Annotated in this window: 16 protein-coding genes, 1 pseudogene and 1 riboswitch; of the genes and pseudogenes, 15 read left to right on the forward strand and 2 right to left on the reverse strand. The window is 60.2% G+C overall.

What is annotated here, in order from left to right:
- A complete protein-coding gene (locus YUO_RS0119205) occupies positions 1–732 on the forward strand; it encodes a precorrin-2 C(20)-methyltransferase (protein WP_028348749.1) in 732 nt (243 codons plus the stop codon).
- Positions 729–1,463 carry a precorrin-3B C(17)-methyltransferase gene (gene cobJ / locus YUO_RS0119210; protein ID WP_028348750.1) on the forward strand — a complete coding sequence of 245 codons (735 nt, stop codon included), beginning with the start codon at positions 729–731 and terminating at the stop codon, positions 1,461–1,463. Before YUO_RS0119205 ends, cobJ begins: the two co-directional genes overlap by 4 nt.
- Here the strand turns inward: cobJ and YUO_RS0119215 are convergent.
- On the reverse strand, positions 1,439–2,188 hold the full coding sequence (locus tag YUO_RS0119215) for a cobalt-precorrin-6A reductase (RefSeq protein WP_028348751.1): 750 nt from the start codon (positions 2,186–2,188) through the stop codon (positions 1,439–1,441). The genes cobJ and YUO_RS0119215 overlap by 25 nt on opposite strands.
- Between YUO_RS0119215 and YUO_RS0119220 the strand changes: the two genes are divergently transcribed.
- The 8 genes and pseudogenes from YUO_RS0119220 to cobT all read left to right on the forward strand — a co-directional run bounded on the left by YUO_RS0119220 (position 2,187) and on the right by cobT (position 9,434).
- On the forward strand, positions 2,187–3,368 hold the full coding sequence (locus tag YUO_RS0119220) for a bifunctional cobalt-precorrin-7 (C(5))-methyltransferase/cobalt-precorrin-6B (C(15))-methyltransferase (protein ID WP_028348752.1): 1,182 nt from the start codon (positions 2,187–2,189) through the stop codon (positions 3,366–3,368). The two genes, YUO_RS0119215 and YUO_RS0119220, sit on opposite strands and share 2 nt — an antisense overlap.
- Positions 3,365–3,733 (forward strand): cobalamin biosynthesis protein, encoded by a 369-nt coding sequence (locus YUO_RS0119225; protein ID WP_028348753.1) that lies wholly within the window; start codon positions 3,365–3,367, stop codon positions 3,731–3,733. The genes YUO_RS0119220 and YUO_RS0119225 overlap by 4 nt, the downstream gene beginning before the upstream one ends.
- Complete coding sequence (cobM, locus tag YUO_RS0119230) at positions 3,730–4,512, forward strand: precorrin-4 C(11)-methyltransferase (protein WP_028348754.1); 783 nt, start codon at positions 3,730–3,732, stop codon at positions 4,510–4,512. Before YUO_RS0119225 ends, cobM begins: the two co-directional genes overlap by 4 nt.
- Positions 4,512–5,822 (forward strand): cobyrinic acid a,c-diamide synthase CobB, encoded by a 1,311-nt coding sequence (locus tag YUO_RS0119235; protein ID WP_028348755.1) that lies wholly within the window; start codon positions 4,512–4,514, stop codon positions 5,820–5,822. The genes cobM and YUO_RS0119235 overlap by 1 nt, the downstream gene beginning before the upstream one ends.
- Positions 5,819–6,546, forward strand: a pseudogene (cobA, locus tag YUO_RS41100) (uroporphyrinogen-III C-methyltransferase). The gene YUO_RS0119235 and the pseudogene cobA overlap by 4 nt, the downstream one beginning before the upstream one ends.
- 48 nt (positions 6,547–6,594) lie before the next feature.
- Positions 6,595–6,812: riboswitch (cobalamin riboswitch) on the forward strand.
- A gap of 37 nt (positions 6,813–6,849) precedes the next feature.
- A complete protein-coding gene (locus YUO_RS0119245) occupies positions 6,850–7,527 on the forward strand; it encodes an energy-coupling factor ABC transporter permease (RefSeq protein ID WP_028348756.1) in 678 nt (225 codons plus the stop codon).
- Positions 7,528–7,576: 49 nt separating this feature from the next.
- Complete coding sequence (gene cobF / locus YUO_RS0119250) at positions 7,577–8,326, forward strand: precorrin-6A synthase (deacetylating) (protein WP_028348757.1); 750 nt, start codon at positions 7,577–7,579, stop codon at positions 8,324–8,326.
- A gap of 52 nt (positions 8,327–8,378) precedes the next feature.
- Positions 8,379–9,434 carry a nicotinate-nucleotide--dimethylbenzimidazole phosphoribosyltransferase gene (gene cobT / locus YUO_RS0119255; RefSeq protein ID WP_028348758.1) on the forward strand — a complete coding sequence of 352 codons (1,056 nt, stop codon included), beginning with the start codon at positions 8,379–8,381 and terminating at the stop codon, positions 9,432–9,434.
- Here the strand turns inward: cobT and YUO_RS0119260 are convergent.
- Entirely contained in the window at positions 9,429–10,004 is a 576-nt protein-coding gene (locus YUO_RS0119260; RefSeq protein WP_028348759.1) for a histidine phosphatase family protein, read from the reverse strand. The two genes, cobT and YUO_RS0119260, sit on opposite strands and share 6 nt — an antisense overlap.
- A 2,577-nt stretch (positions 10,005–12,581) precedes the next feature.
- On the opposite strand from YUO_RS0119260, the gene YUO_RS0119270 reads away from it, so the two are divergent.
- The 5 genes from YUO_RS0119270 to YUO_RS0119295 all read left to right on the forward strand — a co-directional run bounded on the left by YUO_RS0119270 (position 12,582) and on the right by YUO_RS0119295 (position 19,218).
- Positions 12,582–14,057 carry a coproporphyrinogen-III oxidase family protein gene (locus YUO_RS0119270; RefSeq protein ID WP_028348760.1) on the forward strand — a complete coding sequence of 492 codons (1,476 nt, stop codon included), beginning with the start codon at positions 12,582–12,584 and terminating at the stop codon, positions 14,055–14,057.
- A 19-nt stretch (positions 14,058–14,076) separates the two neighbouring features.
- Positions 14,077–15,267 carry a hypothetical protein gene (locus YUO_RS0119275; RefSeq protein WP_028348761.1) on the forward strand — a complete coding sequence of 397 codons (1,191 nt, stop codon included), beginning with the start codon at positions 14,077–14,079 and terminating at the stop codon, positions 15,265–15,267.
- A gap of 56 nt (positions 15,268–15,323) precedes the next feature.
- Positions 15,324–15,851, forward strand: coding sequence for a GNAT family N-acetyltransferase (locus YUO_RS41105; RefSeq protein ID WP_051379510.1), 528 nt, complete (start codon positions 15,324–15,326; stop codon positions 15,849–15,851).
- A 463-nt stretch (positions 15,852–16,314) separates the two neighbouring features.
- On the forward strand, positions 16,315–17,406 hold the full coding sequence (locus tag YUO_RS0119290; protein WP_028348762.1) for a hydrogenase small subunit: 1,092 nt from the start codon (positions 16,315–16,317) through the stop codon (positions 17,404–17,406).
- A gap of 21 nt (positions 17,407–17,427) precedes the next feature.
- Entirely contained in the window at positions 17,428–19,218 is a 1,791-nt protein-coding gene (locus YUO_RS0119295; RefSeq protein ID WP_028348763.1) for a nickel-dependent hydrogenase large subunit, read from the forward strand.
- The last annotated feature ends 3 nt before the right edge of the window (positions 19,219–19,221 follow it).

A 19,221-nucleotide genomic window follows, 5' to 3' on the forward strand; every position in this document is an offset into this window, starting at 1 on the left:
ATGGGGCGCATCATCTGTTGCGGCCTCGGGCCAGGAAATCCGGACCTCATGAGCGTGCGCGCCGATCGTGAGGTCCGTGCGGCCAAGCACGTTGCCTATTTCCGGAAGAAGGGACGGCCCGGCCAGGCGCGCCGCATCGTCGATGGACTACTGGCAAAGGACGTCTGCGAATATCCGATGGAGTATCCGGTCACGACTGAGATCGCCTTCGACAGTCTGGAATATATTCGCCTCCTTGCCGGCTTTTACGACGAGTGGGCGGAGCGTCTTGCGCGGATCGCCCGCGCGGTCGACATCGTCGTTCTCTGCGAGGGCGATCCCTACTTCTACGGCTCCTTCATGCATCTGCGTGCACGTCTGCAGGGCCGCGTCGAGATCGAGGTGATCGCCGGCATTCCCGGTATGGCTGGCTGCTGGAATTCGGTCGGCCTGCCGATCGCCCTCGGCGACGATGTGATGACGGTGCTGATGGGTACGCTGTCGGAACACGAGCTCGAGCAACGCGCGCGCAGTTCCGATGCGCTCGTCGTCATGAAGACCGGGCGCAATCTGAAGAAGGTGCGCCGCGCGCTCGCCGCCGCCGGCCGCCTGGGCGAGGCATGGCTGATCGAACGCGGCACCATGCCTGGCGAGCGCGTCGCGCGGCTGAAGGACGTGGACGAGACCGAGTGTCCCTATTTCGCGATCGTGCTCGTGCATGGGCAGGGACGCCGGATGGAGGCGGCCGAATGACGGGCATATTGACCATCGCGGGACTTGGGCCGGGGGACCAGGCGCTAGTCACGCCGGAAGTCTCCGCCGCGCTCGCCGCCGCGACGGACGTCGTGGGCTATGCGCCCTATGTCGCGCGGGTGCAACAGCGTGAAGGACTGACGCTGCATCCATCAGACAATCGCATGGAGTTGCAGCGCGCAAGCGATGCCTTGCAGCTGGCATCGGAAGGACGCCGCGTTGTCATGGTTTCTTCCGGCGACCCGGGTGTTTTCGCCATGGCAGCGGCTGTATTCGAAGCCCTTGAAGTCTCGCCGCAATGGCAGGGCCTTGCAATCCGCGTTCTGCCCGGCGTAACTGCAATGCTGGCAGCGGCCGCGCGCGCCGGCGCGCCGCTCGGCCACGATTTTTGCGCGATCAATCTCTCCGATAATCTGAAGCCGTGGCCGACGATCGAGAAGCGCTTGCGGCTTGCTGCCGAAGCCGACTTTGCGATCGCGATGTACAATCCGCGCTCAGTGAGCCGGCCCGAGGGTTTTGGACGCGCACTTTCGGTTCTGAAGGAGGCAGGTTGGGGCGAACGCCTCGTGATCTTTGCCCATGCGGTCAGCACGGCCGCGGAGCGAATTGAAACAGTGATGCTGCGCGAGGCACGGCCCGAGATGGCCGACATGCGAACCCTTGTCATCGTCGGCAATTCGGCAACGCGCCGCGTCGGCCGCTGGGTCTATGCACCGAGGCATGTCCGATGACCGAGCCATTGCATGACATCCGCCACGCTTTCGACCCGCGGCCTGTCAGGCAATTCGGGCCGCTTGAGCATCACGACGGGAAGGCCGAGCTCGCGCGCGGCGTCGATCTTGGCGCGCGCGCCCGTTCCACCGGAGTTGCGGGCAACAACCCATTCGATGCCGCGCGCGCGCATCATCTCCAATTCGCCGGCGAGGGTGAATGGTCCGCGCGACACGATGACATCGACGTCCGGAAACGGCAGTGGTCCATCGGGGGGATCGACAAACCGCAAAGTGTAGGCATGCTGCGGTCTGGCGCTGAAAGCTGCGATGTGCTGCCGTCCGATCGCAAGAAATATCCGCGCGCGATTGTTCGGCAACGCTGCCGCGGCGGAGGAGATATCCGCGGCCTCGATCCAGGAGTCGCCGGTCCATTTTGCCCAGGGCGCACGCTCGAGCGCGATCAGCGGTGTTCCGGTCGTCTCGCACGCTGCAACCGCATTGCGGCTCATCTCGGCCGCGAAGGGATGGGTTGCATCGACAAGGTGCGTTATTCCCTCGCGTCGAATGAACTCGGCAAGGCCATTCACGCCGCCGAACCCCCCGATGCGGGTCGGCAGCGGCTGGTTCGCGGGGGCGCGGGTGCGACCTCCATAGGAATAGATCGCATTACACCCCGCGCGCGCCACAGCGTCCGCGAGCAGATTGGCATCGCTTGTTCCGCCCAGAATGAGGGCGCGCATCATGCATGATCCCTGGCTGACGATTATCGGCATTGGCGAAGATGGCCTTGCCGGCCTCTCGGATGCAAGCCGAAAGGCGCTTGCGGAAGCCGAGACTGTGTTTGGCGGCGAACGGCATCTCGCGCTGGCAGGGATTGCCGACCGCGGCCGTCCCTGGCCGGTGCCGTTCGAGACCGATTGCGTGCTGACCTGCCGCGGTCGTCCGACGGTGGTGCTCGCCTCGGGCGATCCGTCCTGGTACGGCGTAGGAGCCAGTCTCGCGGAACGGCTCAGCAAGAGCGAATGGATTGCGCATCCCGCGCCCTCGACATTCTCACTTGCCGCCGCGCGGCTCGGATGGCGGCTCGAATCTGTCGTCTGTCTTGGACTCCACGCGGCGCCATTCGAACGCCTGGTGCCGCATCTGACACGTGGAGCGCGCATTATTTGTCTCGTGCGCGACGACAAGGCGCCCGGCGATCTGGCCAAATGGTTGACGGCGCGCGGCTGGGGCGATTCACGGCTGTGGACGCTCACCGCGCTCGGCGGTGCCCGCGAATCCGTAGTGCAATATCGGGCCGACAGCTACGCCGCCGATGGCGGTGCGGGTCCGGTGACAGTTGCGCTGGAAACCAATGGACCGCACGGCGTTCCGCGCAGCTCCGGCCTTTCGGACGCGCTCTTCGTGCATGACGGTCAGTTCACCAAGCGGCCGATGCGCGCGCTCGCGCTTTCGGCGCTGGCGCCGAGATGCGGCGACAGATTATGGGACATTGGCGCCGGTTCAGGTTCGATCTCGGTAGAATGGGCTCTCTGTGGTGGCACGGCGATCGCCATCGAAGCGCGGGCTGATCGCGTAGCGAATATCCGCGGCAACGCGGCAACCTTCGGTCTGACGCATCGCATCGCCATCGTTGAGGGAATAGCGCCTGATATCCTCTCAGGCCTTGGGACACCGCAAGCCGTTTTCATCGGGGGAGGGTTCGACGCGAGGATGTTCGATGCGGTGTGGTCGCGCATTGAGCCGAGAGTAAGGTTAGTTGCGCATGCCGTCACGCTGGAGACCGAGGCGCTACTATCTGACCTTCATCAACGCCACGGTGGCGAGTTGATGCGGATCGAGATTGCGCATGCAGGTCACCTCGGCCGCTATCGATCCTGGGAAGCGGTGCGGCCGGTCGTGCAATGGAGTGCAGTCAAGTGAAAGTCGCAGGTCTGGGGTTCAAGCGGGAGGTCACACTGGCTGCGCTGCGCGAAGCTCTCGCCGCCGCGGGCGGTCCTGAAGATCTCGCGGCAGTTGCAACGGTCAGCGACAAGGCCGAAACCGCCGCGCTCAAATTGCTGGCGCGCGAACTCAACGTGCCGATCCGGCCTGTTTCGGCCGATGTCCTGGCCGGCATTGCCACGCCCACACAGTCAGAATCCATCAAGGCGAAGTTCGGTACGGGCTCCGTCGCCGAAGCCGCAGCGCTTGCGGTCGCCGGCCGTGGTGCGCGCCTCGTTTCGACGCGGGCCCTCTCGCAGGATCGGACGGCGACCGCAGCGATCGCGGAAGGAGACGGCGAATGACGGTGCACTTCATCGGCGCCGGACCGGGAGCAGCTGATCTGCTCACCTTGCGCGGTCGCGATCTGATCGCCGCCTGTCCGGTCTGCCTCTATGCCGGCTCTCTCGTGCCCGAGGGCGTTCTTGCCCATTGCCCAAAGGATGCACGGATCGTGAACACCGCGCCGCTGTCGCTCGACGACATCATGTCGGAGATCGTCGCCGCGCATCATAAGGGCAAGGACGTCGCACGGCTACATTCCGGGGATCTCTCGATCTGGTCGGCGATGGGCGAGCAATTGCGCCGCCTGCGCGCGCTTCAAATCTCCTATTCAATCACGCCCGGCGTGCCGGCCTTTTCCGCCGCCGCGGCCGCGATCGAGGCCGAGCTCACGCTGCCGGGTCTTGTGCAATCGGTCGTCCTGACGCGGATGCCGGGCAGAGCGAGCGCGATGCCGAAAGGCGAGAAGCTCGCCACCTTCGCCGCGACCGGTGCGGTGCTCGCCATCCATCTCTCGATCCATCTGCTTTCCAGGGTAATTGATGAGCTGACGCCGCACTACGGAGGAGACTGTCCAGTCGCAATAGTCTGGCGCGCAAGCTGGCCGGATCAGCGCATCATTCGCGCTACGCTCGGTACGCTGGATTCTGCTGTAAGCACCGAGCTCGAGCGCACGGCCGTTATTCTGGTTGGCCGCACCCTGGGTTCGGAAGATTTCGGAGAGAGCCGCCTGTATGCCGCCGACTATGACCGCCGCTATCGGGCGCTCGGGCCGACGCCGCGCTTTCCGGAAGGCTCGTGATGACGGCGAGCCTCGTCATCTCCGCGCCTGCATCCGGTGTCGGCAAGACGACGCTGACGCTGGCGTTGGCGCGCGCCTATCGCGATCGCGGGCTGAAGGTCCAGTGCTTCAAGAGCGGGCCCGATTATATCGATACCGCCTTTCATGCGGCCGCCGCGGGGCGCACCTCCGTCAACATCGACAGCTGGGCCATGCACCGCGATGAGATCGAGGCGCTCGTTTCGCGCGGTGCGAATGCGGATCTCGTCCTGGCCGAAGGTTCGATGGGCCTCTTCGACGGCGTTGCCGCAGGGGGCCTCTCGGGGACCGGCGCTACCTCCGATATCGCCGAGATGATGGGCTGGCCGGTCCTGCTTGTGATCGATCCCTCCGGGCAGGCGCAAACCGCCGCGGCGGTGGCTGCGGGACTGCGCGATTTCCGCGCAGGCGTGCGTCTTGCCGGCGTCGTTCTCAACCGCGTCGCCAGCACCCGGCACGAGGACCTGGTGCGCCGTGCCATGGCAGGCGCTGGCATTGCCGTGTTCGGGGCGTTGCCCCGCCACGCCGCGATCAGCTTGCCGAAGCGGCATCTTGGCCTGGTGCAGGCTGAGGAGCAGGGCGAGGTCGACGGCCTGATCGCGGAAGCCGCCTGCTTCGTCGCCGAGCATGTCGATCTCGATGCAGTGTTGCAATCGGCGGCATGCGCCTGGACGGCGCCATGCGCCGCACGCCCGAGCGTCAAACCACCCGGCCAGCGCATCGCTCTGGCGCGCGACGGCGCATTCTCGTTCGTCTATCCGCACATGCTGGAGGCCTGGCGTGCCGCCGGTGCCGAGATCGCGACCTTCTCGCCGCTCGCCGACGAGGGTCCTGATGATAGTGCCGACGTCTGCTGGCTGCCCGGCGGCTATCCGGAATTGCACGCCGGCCAACTCGCGGCAAATCGCCAATTCCGCCGTGCGCTAAAATCCTTTGCCGAGATACGGCCGGTGCATGGCGAATGCGGGGGCTACATGGTGCTGGGCACCTCCTTGACCGACGGTGGCGGCACACGCCACGAGATGACTGGACTGCTCGGCCTGCATACGAGTTTTGCCCGACGTCGCATGCATCTGGGCTATCGGCTTGCGGAACTCGCTCTGCCGATGCCCGGATATCAGGCCAGAGCGCTCCTGCGCGGCCATGAATTCCATTACTCCACGATTGTCTCGCAGCCCGATACACCTCTGGCTATCGTGCGCGACGCGACTGGCGCGGTCGTTGCGGAGACGGGCTCGCGGCGCGGCTACGCCACCGGCACGTTCTTCCACCTCATTGCGGAGGACAGGTGAGCGGCTTTGTTTCCTTTGTCTCGGCCGGCCCAGGCGATCCCGAGCTCCTGACGCTCAAGGCGGCTGCGCGTCTGCGCGCTGCTGATGTCGTGCTGTATGACGACGTTGCCTCGGGCGCGATCCTCGATTACGCCCGAGCCGGGGCCAATCTGGTAGCGGTTGGCAAGCGTGTGGGTCGGCCCTCAGCCAAACAGGAGCACCTCAACCGGCTGCTCATCGACTACGCCGCCGCAAACGCCCGCGTTGTACGTTTGAAATCGGGAGACGCCGGCATCTTCGGCCGGCTTGAAGAAGAGATCGAGGCGCTGCGCGCGGCGGGCATCGACTACGAGATCATTCCAGGCGTCACCTCAGCCTGCGTTGCGGCAGCGCGCGCCAGCATTCCACTCACCCGCCGGCGCACCTCGCGCCGCGTCCAGTTCGTGACCGGCGCAGATGTCACCGGGCGGTTGCCCGCGAATCTCAATTGGGCGGCACTGGCCGATCCGGAATCGACGACCGCGGTCTATATGGGCAAGCGCACATTCCCGGCGCTCGCGGCAAAGCTGATAGAGCACGGCATGGCTCCCGACACGCCGGCGCTATTTGCGGAGTCTCTGGGCCGCGCCGAGGGCAGATTGTCCGCACCACGATTGCACAGCTCGTAGAGCAGCTCGCGCAAGCGACCGCCGCAACGACGGCGGCGGTCATTCTTTTCGGCGCGCTGGCGGGAGAGAGTCTATGAGGATGCCGTCGCCCGATCTCGCCAGCCCCTTGACGTCTCCTCGGAAGGAGCACACAGAACAGGCATGGTGCTCGAGGCGGCGGAAAGCGCCGGAGCATAACCGGGAACGGGCAAGGGCGGACGTGAATGCGGCGCCCAAAGCTCCGGCCGCGCCCGCGCCTGTAAGCAGTGAGGGGCTCCGATCCGCCACTGGGCCGTCAAGCTTGGGAAGCCGGGACCCGTTTCGAACCGCGAGCGAGGAGACCGGCCCTGCAATTTTTAACACCAGCGCCGTCGGGTGTGACGGCAGAAGGGACGTAAGTCATGCATATCGAACCAGGTATCGTTACGGGCGCCAAGCTCGTGCTGAGTTACGCGACGAGTGCCGTTGCCGGCGGCTGCGCTCTCAAGCTCACGGTCGAAACCGTGCGCGAGCAGGGGGGTGTTTCATTCGCGGTGCGCACCATCGCAACAACGGTCCTGGTTTTCTCGTTCTTCGAACTCCTGCCGCATTTCCGGATGGGGGTCTCGGAGGTGCATTTCATTCTCGGCTCGACGCTGTTTCTCCTGTTCGGCGCAGCGCCAGCCGCGTTCGGGCTGGCGCTTGGTCTTCTGCTGCAGGGGCTGTTCTTCGTGCCGACCGACCTGCCGCAATATGGTATGAACGTGACGACGCTGCTGGTGCCTTTGTTTGCGATCCAGGCGCTGGCCGGGCGGATCATTCCTCGCAACACCGCCTATGTTGACCTGCAGTATCGGCAGGCACTTGCGCTTTCGACCGCCTATCAATCCGGAATCGTGGCGTGGGTCGCCTTCTGGGCGCTGTATGGTGCGGGCTTTGCGGCCGAGAACCTCGCCTCCATCGCGTCTTTCGCCGCTTCCTACGCGCTCGTCATAGTAATTGAGCCGCTGGCCGATCTAGCCGTGCTGGCACTTGCGAAATCACTGAGAGCTGTGACGGCCGATGGTCTTGTTACTTATCGGCTTCACAACGCCGCCTGAGATGGCCTAAGGGCGGTCGCAAGTCGCGGCCGCCCCGACTCATAACGCGATGCTGACACTCTCCCTGATAGGCATTGGCTGCGGCGATCCCGAGCAGCTCACGCTTGCTGCGATCCGCGCAATCAATGCGGCTGACCTGGTGCTGATTCCGCGCAAGGGCCCGGTGAAGTCCGATCTCGCCGACCTGCGCCGGCTGATTTGCGCGCAAGCCTTGACGAACAGCCGTACGCGCGTTGCCGAGTTCGACCCGCCCATTCGCGACACGGCGCAGGAGGGCTACCGCAAGGCAGTGGACGAATGGCACGACGCCGTCGCAGTGACCTGGTCCCGAGCGATTGCGGCGCATCTCGGTGATGACGGACGCGTTGCCCTGCTGATTTGGGGCGATCCTTCGCTATACGATTCGAGCTTGCGGATCGCACGAAAGCTTGATCCGTTGCCAAGAATCGAGGTCGTGCCAGGCGTCACGTCAATCCAGGCGCTTTGCGCCGCACATTCACTGCCGCTGAACGACATTGGGGAGCCTTTTCTCGTCACCACCGGACGGCGGCTGCGCGAAGGCGGTTGGCCGTCCGGCGCCGACACGGTGGTCGTCATGCTCGATGGCGGCGCCGCGTTCCAGTGGCTCGATCCGAACGGACTACATATCTGGTGGGGCGCCTATCTCGGGATGCCCGAGCAGATCACAATGTCAGGTCCGCTCGCAGAAGTGGGGCCAGGCATCGTCGCCACCCGACAGGAAGCACGCGCCAGGCATGGCTGGATCATGGATAGCTACATCCTCAAGCGCGTGTCGTAGCACTCGTGCGAAGGCAGCTGGCATCTTGAACAATCACCAAGGGCAGGACGACATGCTACCCGAGTGGGTCTACCAGGAGTGCCCGGGCGTTTCGACCTTCCATCGCGATGCCGCCCTGGCCCGTCAGGCCGAGCTCACCAAGCCGACCGGTGCGCTGGGTCGCCTCGAGCACCTCGCGATCGAGCTGGCCGGTCTGCAACAAACCGACCGGCCTCGAGCCGAGCGCGTGCCGATCATCGTCTTTGCAGGGGATCACGGCATCGTCGCGCAGGGCGTATCGGCCTATCCTCAGGAAGTTACGATCGCGATGATGTCGAATTTCGCGTCAGGCGGTGCAGCAATTTCGGTTCTCGCGCGCGAACTGGGCTTAAGTCTGGAAATCGTCGATGCCGGAACGCTCGCCGAACAGCCCGTCCCGGGAGTCGCGACAGACAAGCCGCGCCGGGGCAGCCGGGATTTCAGCAAGGAAGCGGCGCTCGAGTTGGGCGAGGTCGCCTTCGCCTTCGACTGCGGCAAGCGCGCCATCGCGCGGGCGGCCTCAGCAGAGCCAGATCTTCTGATCCTTGGTGACATGGGGATCGGCAACACCACGACTTCTGCGGCAGTCGCCGCCGCCCTGCTTGGTATGCGCGCCGAGCAGGTGACCGGCAATGGCACCGGGATCGATGCAGACAGCCGTGCGCGCAAGGCGCACCTGATTGATGCAGCGCTGGCTCGTCATGACCTTACAAGACCAGGAACTTCTGCCGAGCGGATCCTGTGCGCGGTCGGCGGTCTTGAAACTGCTGCTATTACGGGCGCGATCATCGCCGCCGCACAGCGTCGCCTCCCGATCCTGATCGACGGTTTCATCGTGTCCGTCGCGGCGTTGACGGCGGTGCATCTTAATCCGTCGTGTCGGCCCTTTCTCTTATCCTCGCATCAATCGGCCGAGCAGGGGCACCGCCTAGTTCTTGAGGCGCTGAATGTGCAGCCGTTATTCAATCTGGACCTCAGGTTAGGGGAGGGGTCGGGCGCCGCGCTTGCATTGCCGATCCTGCGGCTTGCATGCGCTCTGCACAACGGCATGGCGACATTCGCGCAAGCCAGCGTTCCGAATCGCTCATAACGCGACATTCTGATTAACTGACACAATCCGCCAATCGTTCCGTAGCCGATCAATTCGGGTGATCGACAGCGGATCGATTACGAAGCGCAACGCTGCTCGCGGTGTGATGTCGAGGGCTACGCAGAGCGCGGCGCGAATAGTGCCGGAATGGACGACGAGCGTTGCTGGACCAGCAGCTATTTTACGAAGTCCATCCCGAACCCTCGCTACCTGATCTTCGAAGCTCTCGCCGCCGGGTGGGTTTGAACGAGCGGGATCCTTCCAGAACTCGGCGTATCCTTCTTCTCCGAGAGCGGCGAGATCGTCGTGACGTCGACCAGTCCAATCCCCGAAGTCCTGCTCCCGGAACTCAGGCACCAGGATTGGATCAAGCTCGAATGCGTGTGCGGTATCGACAGTCCGTCGAGACGGACTCGCATAGCTTGCGGCGTCCCGCGGCAAGCGCCTTCGGACGGCTTCCAAATGCGCCCGATCGCTGAGATCGGCCGATGCGCCCGAAGGGGAGATCGTTCCTTCGATAGAATCGACGACCGCATGCCGTACCAACCAAAGAAAGGCTTCCCCTTCCATCCCTATATCTCCGATGCTTATCAATGCGAGAAACATCCTTAACATTCGCCCGCGGAGGCTTTACCGCGAAGGACTGATATCACGGTCGGAGAAAAATGCGTATCTCAACACCTCCCGGCGCCGCCGACCTGCAACGAAGGCGCGTTGCCGCGCGTCAGGCCAGTTTCGCATGACCGCGCTCGTCGCTTCTCGTTAATGCGACGGCGATGGGCGCTCGAGCCGAAGTGTAGCAACTCGTTGCGAGCGTGGCGGTCGCCTAACCACCTGCGCAAGCCAATTTCCGAAAGAATTGCCGGGGTGTCGCCACAGCGGCGACCTAGAAAAAAGGCCGCTTGTAATGAACAAGCGGCCCAAGTCTAGGGAGGAAACGCCCAAGGAGGGCTGCGATAGCGCATCGCGCTACCGTGGTGCGTATATGCGTTGGCGGTGCACAAAACGCAAGACTTGACTTCCGGATCGGCATCAAAGCGCATAATTTCCCGAGGCGCGCTCACGCCTCCGGGTGAAGCCGTTTGCAGTCACATGCTATTAACGTCAACTGTCTCCTTATCCACTCGGCAACGACATCCCTGTTGATGCTGCCTTGAAATTAAGGCGCGCGGCGAAACTGAGGCGCCAGCGGCTCAGACTTGAAATACGAAAGGAGACGACGGTTCCTGCACAAAAAGCGAGCGAAGAGCAGATCCGTAAGCCGAAAGTTCTCACAAATTCGTGCGAAGACCCTCAAGTGACACTTGAATCGCACGTAGCGTCAAGTTGTATGCTTCAAAGCAGTGTTTCCGACTTTGCGAATGATGTCGTCACAGTGCGTTTGAAAAGGCGCAACGAAGAAGTCCGGAAGCTGAGATGTCCCGATAGCGCGCCACTTCTCATGCTTCCGACGTTCTCGCTTCCGCATATGTTCCGCCGTGCTCGCAGGGCATTCTCGTAGCGACGTGAGCGTCATTGGCCGTGCGCATATAGCAACCACCGTGCCGGAGGCGTCCTTAACGTGTAAGCTGCCGAGTTAGTCTCAAAACAATTGCGGACTATTGCCTGGCTCTGAGAACGTGTTCAGGTGTTACTCAGAGCATCAATCGAGACGCATCTTCAGTGGAGCCGGCATTAGTCGACGGCCAGAGCAAGTTGCATCCCGCTGGCCCGGCGTGGACAAGCGCCCCCAGTCTGCATCGGTGCTCACTAACCAAGGACGGACCCTCGTGTAGGTTTTCGGCCGCTCCCTCGGTATAATTGAGCCCACCTCAACTGCGCTTTCACTGCGCGATCGGTCGGAGCAGCCGAATGCAGGTCTCGAATGCTTCTGCAAGGTGGTCAACAGGATCGAACGTTATCGCAGTCAAAATCATCTGGAAGATGCAGGCGAAGTCGTTGGCGGTTTGGCGCAGATGGCACACACACTCGACGTCATTTCCGTCGTGGATCAGGATCAGTCAGTGAGTGAAGTATTGCCGAATATCCGTTTCCGTGGGGTTTATCGGAGAAGCATGGTCTTTGACGACCTTCATAAGATTACGTGAAGGGAAAAACTGAGGCCGTTGTCGACCTTGTTGCACGCGAACGTTGGGCTGAATTCCTTGGATCTTGTTTCGAGAGGAAAGGAAGCGATCTAAATTTCGTTTGGAACGGATATCGGTCTTCCCTTGGCTAAAGCTAACGGCGACGCCTCGCCGCGAATGAACCGTCGGCACCATCCCTCTGCCGACGGAAGCTGGTGCGATGTGTAGCAGCGTCGCTCCTCCGAGGCTGGCTTCCCGCTCGGCCGACGAAAGGGACCTGGCTTCTTTACTGTGGCGAGTATAAGCTCCCGCTTAGAGATCTTGCATTTGATCTCACACCCCTGAAGTCAGGTGATAATACTATTCCCAAGACCATTCGCCAACTGCCACGGAGCTCCGGAAAGTTGGAAAATGCTGCCAGAGCCCGGCAACGCCCCAAAACCCTAGCACCGCCGTACTACGGGGCTTCTTTGCGGATCGATTACGAAGCGCACCGCCGCCCTCCCAGGCCTACCTCCCGCTCGGCCTCCGGAACAGCGCAACTAAGCTCGTCGAGAGAGGACATCATCGTTTGATGCTCCTCGTGTCGTGTTCAACGTGTCCGGTTGAAGACACGTATGTGCGGAAACCCACACCAAGGCGCAAACATGCCTCGCCGCGGCGCGAAGTACATGGTTTTCGCTCTTCGAGGAAGACTCGCACGACGTGCTTGGTGGCACGTAGTTTGCTGGAAGGGATCCGCACGACTATGCCGCTCTCCCAGTCGTAGGCGCACGAGCGAAATGAAACCTACTCGATTGATCCAAATCAACGCCGGAGACGCCGCACTGAGTGCCGTCGTGTTTCGCAACGCACGAAGACGCATTGGCCGCGACATCTGCCTGTCCTCGACAAACTGTACTCATCCCGCGCGCCGCGCCGGCGCTTGGCGAGGTGCGATCTGACCTGCGTCGAGCGACGGGAGACAAATGCAGTTCGCTGATCGAAATGCGCTTCTCAGTAAGAGGCAAAGAGATGTGACGCCGGCCGCAGCTGCCATCGCGGCTTGCCTACACACGAACATTAATGGGAGTCCGAAGGCATGAACACGCCAAGCTATTCCGAGGCCCTGGAGTTCGCGATCGACCGCTCGTACGAGATCAACCTAGACATGTTGAGATCGCGAAACTTGCACCTTGATTCATACAACGATTATCTCGTCGGCACATATCCGCCTCTCAAAGCAATGGGGGACCTGAATGCCGAAAGATTGTTGAATAAGGTCGCGTCGTCAATTGATCTCTATTTTCACATTCCCTTCTGTAATCAGTATTGCACCTTTTGCCACTTCGCCAAGGAAATCAATCCATCTTCCGAACGAGTGGAACGTTATCTGGCGGCTTTGAATAAGGAGATGAGTTGGTCAGAGGCGGCGCTTGCTGGCAAAGATATTGAAACTGCGTTCTTTGGAGGTGGCACGCCCTCCTTTTTGACGAACCGTCAACTCAAAACGCTGTTTGATATGACTAATCAGCGCTTCGATTTATCGAAATCCGAAGTAAGTTTCGAGTTGCATCCCTCTCTTGTGAAGCATGCGGACGCTGCCGATTGCATATCCACTCTAATTAGAGGTGGGGTAAACCGATTTGTGCTGGGCGTGCAAAGTCTAGACCCGACTATTTTGCGCATTCTGAACCGCGGACACGGTGTAGAGGAGGTGATACAAGTCGTAAAACTGCTGAATGAGATGGGCGTTGAGAATCTGTCGCTTGACCTCATGTATGGGCTGCCGCAGCAAACGCTCCGGAGCTGGTACGACTCGATTGTCGGCCTGTTGGAAATGGGAATTGAGAAGTTCAATGTATTCCCATTGATGTTCAAATCCACTGACCCCGTAGCCCGCCATTTGGCCAGAGGGCGATATCAATTCGCGGGGGCTAAAGAGCGCATCATAATGCACTTTATGGCAGAGCACATTCTCACGAAACTCGGCTATCGCCACGGGCCGATTTTTTATTGGACTAAGAGGTCGCAGCCCCACTCCGTTCAACAACGCCGTAAGTACGATTCCTGGAATGATAACAATCTTGTCCCATTCGGGGTTGGTGGATTTGGCTACATGAGCCAGTGCCAGTTCTATAACGAAGCAGATTTGGATCGCTATCTTTCTAGGGTTGAGGCAGGCGAGAAGCCGGTATGGAAGGGAGCTGTACTCTCGCAGGACGACCTCATGCGGCGAACGTTAATGTTTGCCTTGCGAAGCAGCGGAGTGTTGCTCTCCCGCTTCAAGCGGGAGTTTGGGGTATCGGTTGAGGAATACTTTGGCCGCGAGCTTGAGATCTTAAGGGAGGCAGGTCTCGTCTGCATCTCAAAAGACGGAGTGATGTCGTTAACTGCCGCCGGCAATATCAACTCGGGCGCCGTATCACTGCTATTCTTCTCCGACAATGTGCTTGAGCGGGTCGCGTACAACGATGGCAGGATAGCAGATAAGCGAACCGATCTGCTCGAAAAACACGACTACTCGCCCGCCGCAAGATACGGGACAAGTGCAGAAATGCAGGCTGTCTTTCGATGAAATCAGGGCGCGCTCTTCCATGGTCGCTCACTTATCCTTTTCCACTCCGAAGCCGCCGCCCAATCGGGCGCAGCAGATATTTTCTCATCTAACCGATCGCATTGACCGCGAGCAGCGAAAACGCCCGCTGGGGCTCGTCAGCAACTTTGTCGCCGATCAGCTGCCGCATCGCATTGCCGAGATCAAAGACAGTAAACGGCCAGATGAAGGGGTCAAGGCGCTTGGACGCAGCATTAACGCGATGATTGCATCGGCTGATTATGAGGTACAGCTGCTGAATCTACCGCAGCCCGACTTCGCCATCGCCAAGACAGACATCCACTATCTCGTCAACTGTGCTTATCAGATGTCAGCGTTTGCTGGTCTTCATCCGGTAGAAGCGGAGTTGACCGTGGGAGAGGAGCTGAGCCGTCTTGCCCGATTGAGTTGTCATCGGCAGCCTAGTATTGAGGTTCTCTCGTATGAAGATATGATCCTTACAAACCCGGTGCAGAGCGATCCACGCGTATATTGCCTCGGCGCGGCCGGTGTCGAAGAGCGAGATTTTTGCTTGGGTCACCAACTCATCGAGAGCGAGCTACAGCTGGCAATCGAAGCTCTACTTGAATTGCGTGACACGGCTGAGGCGGACGCTGGCCACTGTCTTGCGGTATGCTTGGAGTGCCTTGAGTCAGCAAAGTTCATTCTGACGCGCTTTTACGAGCATATGTCACCTGACCTATTTGGCCAATTTCGTGTGTTTTACGGAAAAAACCCTTACAAGAATAGGCTTGGCCCGAGCGGCCGGTTCTCTGCGCGGATCGTGGCGGTCTCGGTGCTATTGGTCGGTGATGATCTCTTCCAACAGAAGCCGCAGTTTTATAGGGATGTATATCGGCTGTCTGAATACTATCCGCATGAATGCATTAACGAGGTGTTTCGCTGGTTGTCACCGGGCAATGCAAGCGCGGAGCTCACGCCAGCTTGGCTAAAAGGGAAAGCGGACTTTCCCAGGTCTGCAACCATTTCACCCGTCATCAAACGCCATGGTAATGAAATCGCAAAGCTATGCGCGTCTTGTGTTTATGCGCTGGATCAGTTTACGCGGATGCACCGTATTACTGCCTTAAAATATACGGTCGAACCGGGTCGTCCAATTGTCGGAGTTGAGGCGTCTGAAAGTGTTGAGGCTGTTCTTTCACAGCGGCTGTTGACCGGGGCGCGTTTCTAAGCTGACGATGTGCGTCAGGCGTGTGGTGTCCGACATCGGTCGAAAGGTGATGTGCGATGTCCAAAGAAAGGGTGATCTTTCGTCGGTTTGAGTCGGGGGATACTGATGATGTGTGGCATATGCACAGAAGCGCATCGGAGGATGTTGGTGTGCGCGGCCCTGAAGGGGCGTGGGAGGATGATCTACGCAACATTAGGGAAGTATATATCGCGTCAGGCGGAGACTTCGTGGTTGCGCATATTGGTTCCCAGCTCGTTGCTATGGGCGGATTGAAACCTATTGGCGGTGATGTCGTAGAGCTGAAGCGGATGCGAGTCGATCCCACCTTTCAACGACGTGGGCTTGGGAGGCGAATTCTTAATGAATTGGAATTGCGAGCCGGTGCTCTAGGGTTCAAGTGGATAATTCTTGACACGACAAAGATCCAGGTAGGGGCTCAAAGACTTTACGACACCGCTGGCTACATTCGCCGCAAGGAAGGGATGTTGCATGGATATGCAGTGATCTTCTACGCTAAGCGGCTCACCGGCCGGGATGACCCACCTGACGACATTGCGAGCGTGGAAATCCAAATCCACTCTTGAGAGGCCAGCTTCGTGAAAACTTAAAGAAGGTGGAGGCGCCGGATTTCGGCGCGCGACGACGAAGAGAAGCGCGTAGGGTGAGCTCGACGAGTAGAGAGGTGGCGATATCCTCCTATAGGATGATGTTTAGCTATGAGGCAGTGTCGAACAGAGACTTGGTTATGCAGATGCTGCGGCCGCACACCGTGCGTCCGTTCGGCTTCGCGTCATTTGAACGGCAGACTGATCGCAAAGTCACCGAGCTCTAGCCAGCAGCTTGCGTGCCCTTCTGATCGAATGCGTGCCGTTTCCTCGGCTCTCATCGCGCTTGCGTGACGTATTTGAGCGCGTCTTCTGGAAACGGCCTGGCATCTCTCAAGTGTTTCACGTGTGGTGTTGGCCTGCTTCTTGCTATCAGAGCGCCAGTAAGTCGTGGATAACTGTCGAACGGGCGGGCTGAATAGCCAACAGCGTGGAAGGGTTTATGGGCGGGGCAACGGAAACGTTTTACAGCGTCATCAGACGTCAGGGTATCACACGTCGCAGTTTCCACAAATTCTGCAGTTTGACGGCAACGAGCCTCGGGCTCGGTCCGCTTGCGGCAAGCCAGATTGCCAACGCGCTGGAGACAAAACCGCGTGTGCCCGTGATCTGGATGCACGGGCTCGAATGCACATGCTGCTCGGAAAGCTTTATCCGTTCGGCCCATCCGCTGGCCAAAGACGTGGTGCTGTCGATGATCTCGTTGGATTATGACGATCCAATCATGGCGGCGGCAGGACACCAGGCCGAAGCCATCCTTGAGGAGACCCGCGCCAAGTACAAAGGCCAGTATGTGCTTGCGGTCGAAGGTAATCCTCCCCTTAACGAAGGCGGCATGTTCTGCATTGATGGCGGCAAGCCGTTCGTCGAAAAGCTTAAGGCGATGGCGGCAGATTCCATCGTGATCATCGCTTGGGGGACTTGTGCTTCCTGGGGTTGCGTGCAGTCAGCTAAGCCCAACCCGACTCAGGCGACCCCGATTGATAAAGTGATCACGAACAAACCGATCATCAAGGTGCCCGGCTGCCCGCCCATCGCAGAGGTAATGACCGCCTTGGTGACCTTCATCACCACGTTCGGGAAGCTTCCCGAGCTCGACCGCCAAGGGCGTCCAAAGATGTTCTATTCTCAGCGGATCCACGACAAGTGCTATCGGCGCCCCCATTTCGACGCCGGCCAGTTTGTCGAGAGGTGGGACGACGAGTCCGCGCGCAAGGGCTATTGCCTCTACAAGATGGGATGCAAGGGGCCCACCACCTACAACGCCTGCTCGGCCGTTCGGTGGAACGGCGGCGTTTCCTTTCCGATCCAATCCGGCCACGGCTGCTTCGGCTGCTCGGAAGACGGCTTCTGGGACAAGGGCTCATTTTACGATCGACTGACGACCATCAAGCAATTCGGCATCGAGGCCAACGCCGATCAGATTGGCATGGCCGCTGCCGGCGCGGTCGGCCTAGCCGTTGCCACGCACGCGGCGGTCACGGCCGCGAAGCGGCTGACCCGTAAACCTGGCCGCGTAGCTCAGGAAAAATAACTAATTCAGGGAAGGACAACAATGGGCGCCCAGACACCCAATGGGTTCAAGCTCGATAATTCCGGCAAACGCATTGTCGTCGATCCGCTGACCCGGGTCGAAGGCCATCTCCGCGTCGAGGTCAATCTTGATTCCGATAATGTAATCTGCAACGCGGTCTCATCCGGAACCATGTGGCGCGGCATCGAGACGATCCTGCGTGGACGCGATCCTCGCGATGCCTGGGCGTTCACCGAGCGGATTTGCGGCGTCTGCACGGGCACGCATGCGCTCACCTCGGTGCGCGCGGTAGAGAACGCGCTAGGTATCATCATTCCTGAGAATGCTAATTCGATCCGCAATATCATGCAGCTCTGCTTGCAGGTGCACGATCATCTTGTGCACTTCTATCACCTGCACTCGCTGGATTGGGTCGACGTGATTTCCGCCCTCAAGGCCGATCCCAAAGGGACCTCTGCGTTGGCGCAATCGATCTCCTCCTGGCCGCTATCATCGCCAGGCTATTTCAAGCATCTGCAGATCAGGCTGACAAAGTTCGTTGAATCAGGACAGCTCGGCCCGTTTAAGAATGCCTATTGGGGGCATCCGGCCTACAAGCTTCCGCCGGAAGCGAACCTGATGGCCTTAGCGCACTATCTGGAAGCGCTGGACTTCCAGAAGGACATCGTCAAGATCCACGCCATCTATGGCGGCAAGAACCCGCATCCGAATTGGTTGGTCGGTGGCGTGGCCTGCGCCCTCAATGTCGATGGTACCGGTGCAGTGGGTGCCATCAATATGGAGCGGCTAAACCTGGTATCCTCGATCATTGGCCGTGCGATCGAATTCGTCGAGCAGGTTTATCTGCCCGACGTTGCCGTGATTGGCTCCTTCTACAAGGACTGGCTCTATGGCTGCGGTCTCTCGGGTAAGAGCGTAATGTCCTATGGCGACATTCCCGAGAACGCCAATGATTATTCCGCGAAAAACCTCAAGCAGCCGCGCGGCGTGATCCTCAATGGCAATTTCAGCGAAGTTCTGCCGATCGATCACGGCGATCCCGAGCAGATCCAGGAGTTCGTCGCTCATTCCTGGTACAAGTATCCCGATGAAACCAGGGGGCTGCATCCCTGGGATGGTATAACCGAGCCGAATTTCCGGCTCGGGCCCAACGTTAAGGGCACCAGGACCGACATCAAGGAGCTCGACGAGGGCGGCAAATATTCCTGGATCAAGGCGCCTCGCTGGCGCGGCAACGCCGTCGAGGTGGGACCGCTGGCGCGATACCTCATAGGTCACGCACAAGGCAAAGTGGAGTTCAAGGAGCCGACCGAGAAGCTGATGAAGAGACTCGATCTTCCTTTCGCTGCACTCTTCTCGACGCTCGGCCGCACTGCGGCGCGTGCGCTCGAATGCCAATGGGCCGCGCACCAGATGCGCTATTTCCAGGACAAGCTTATGGCGCATATCAAAGCGGGTGACACCGCTACCGCCAACGTCGATAAATGGAAGCCGGAGAGCTGGCCGAAGGAAGCCAAGGGCTACGGTTTCACCGAGGCGCCGCGTGGTGCGCTCGGGCACTGGATCAAGATCAAGGAGACCAAGATCGACAACTATCAATGCGTCGTGCCGACGACATGGAACGGCTCGCCACGTGATCCAAAGGGCAATATCGGTGCATTTGAGGCCGCCCTTGTGGATACGCCGATCGCTGATCCGGGGAAGCCGCTGGAAATCCTGCGCACGATCCATTCTTTTGATCCATGCCTGGCCTGCTCGACCCATGTGATGGGGCCGGATGGCCAGGAAATGGCAACGGTCAAGGTCCGCTAGGGG

The sequence above is a fragment of the Bradyrhizobium murdochi genome (assembly GCF_000472965.1).
GTDB classification, from domain to species: domain Bacteria; phylum Pseudomonadota; class Alphaproteobacteria; order Rhizobiales; family Xanthobacteraceae; genus Bradyrhizobium; species Bradyrhizobium murdochi.

What these genes read in the sequence shown, in the direction of transcription:
- YUO_RS0119295 (WP_028348763.1), top strand. Translation starts at nt 17,428, where the DNA reads ATGGGCGCCCAGACACCCAATGGGTTCAAGCTCGATAATTCCGGCAAA.
- YUO_RS0119290 (WP_028348762.1), top strand. Translation starts at nt 16,315, where the DNA reads ATGGGCGGGGCAACGGAAACGTTTTACAGCGTCATCAGACGTCAGGGT.
- YUO_RS0119245 (WP_028348756.1), top strand. Translation starts at nt 6,850, where the DNA reads ATGCATATCGAACCAGGTATCGTTACGGGCGCCAAGCTCGTGCTGAGT.
- YUO_RS0119275 (WP_028348761.1), top strand. Translation starts at nt 14,077, where the DNA reads ATGGTCGCTCACTTATCCTTTTCCACTCCGAAGCCGCCGCCCAATCGG.
- cobM (WP_028348754.1), top strand. Translation starts at nt 3,730, where the DNA reads ATGACGGTGCACTTCATCGGCGCCGGACCGGGAGCAGCTGATCTGCTC.
- YUO_RS0119215 (WP_028348751.1), bottom strand. Translation starts at nt 2,188, where the DNA reads ATGATGCGCGCCCTCATTCTGGGCGGAACAAGCGATGCCAATCTGCTC.
- YUO_RS0119205 (WP_028348749.1), top strand. Translation starts at nt 1, where the DNA reads ATGGGGCGCATCATCTGTTGCGGCCTCGGGCCAGGAAATCCGGACCTC.
- cobJ (WP_028348750.1), top strand. Translation starts at nt 729, where the DNA reads ATGACGGGCATATTGACCATCGCGGGACTTGGGCCGGGGGACCAGGCG.
- YUO_RS0119270 (WP_028348760.1), top strand. Translation starts at nt 12,582, where the DNA reads ATGAACACGCCAAGCTATTCCGAGGCCCTGGAGTTCGCGATCGACCGC.
- YUO_RS0119220 (WP_028348752.1), top strand. Translation starts at nt 2,187, where the DNA reads ATGCATGATCCCTGGCTGACGATTATCGGCATTGGCGAAGATGGCCTT.
- cobF (WP_028348757.1), top strand. Translation starts at nt 7,577, where the DNA reads ATGCTGACACTCTCCCTGATAGGCATTGGCTGCGGCGATCCCGAGCAG.
- cobT (WP_028348758.1), top strand. Translation starts at nt 8,379, where the DNA reads ATGCTACCCGAGTGGGTCTACCAGGAGTGCCCGGGCGTTTCGACCTTC.
- YUO_RS0119235 (WP_028348755.1), top strand. Translation starts at nt 4,512, where the DNA reads ATGACGGCGAGCCTCGTCATCTCCGCGCCTGCATCCGGTGTCGGCAAG.
- YUO_RS0119260 (WP_028348759.1), bottom strand. Translation starts at nt 10,004, where the DNA reads ATGGAAGGGGAAGCCTTTCTTTGGTTGGTACGGCATGCGGTCGTCGAT.
- YUO_RS41105 (WP_051379510.1), top strand. Translation starts at nt 15,324, where the DNA reads ATGTCCAAAGAAAGGGTGATCTTTCGTCGGTTTGAGTCGGGGGATACT.